The 548-nt window shown below is 38.1% G+C and carries 1 protein-coding gene; it reads left to right on the plus strand.

Features of this window, described 5'->3' with window-relative positions; translation table 11 throughout:
* Positions 1-548: ISNCY family transposase (locus tag P1T08_18935; GenBank protein MDF1598145.1), on the plus strand; the 548-nt coding region annotated here is incomplete at both ends.

Genomic DNA, 548 nt, shown 5'->3' on the forward strand with positions numbered 1-548 from the left:
TAATCAGATCAGAAACCTTCTCGACCCTGTTCCCGCAGAAACGATTTCACCTGTTTACAGGGAAATATTAAGTGGATTGCAGCAAAGCGGAAAAATAAACGAGTTTCGTGTGCTGGATAATACGATTTTAGTGGCTATTGATGGCGTAGAATACTTTAGCTCGCAGACTATTCATTGTGATTGCTGTTCAACTAAAGCCTTAAAAAATAAAAAAACACATTACTCACACGTCGCAGTGACTCCTGTTATTGTTTCTCCTAAACAAAGCTCTGTTATTCCTTTGGTTCCTGAATTTATCACGCCTCAAGATGGCTCTGAAAAACAAGATTATGAGCTGGCAGCCTCAAAACGCTGGTTAACAAAAGAAGCGAATGGATTACCTGAAAATACGACCTTTTTAGGGGATGATTTATATTGCAAACAGCCTTTTTGTGAGCAAGTCATTCAGATGGAAAAGCATTTTATTTTGGTTTGTAAGCCTGACTCTCATAAGACGTTATACGAATGGGTTGATGATTTCGAGCGATTAGGTAAAGTGGAAAATATTA

It is taken from the genome of Acidimicrobiia bacterium (assembly GCA_029210695.1).
Classification (GTDB): domain Bacteria; phylum Actinomycetota; class Acidimicrobiia; order Spongiisociales; family JAHEDJ01; genus JAHEDJ01.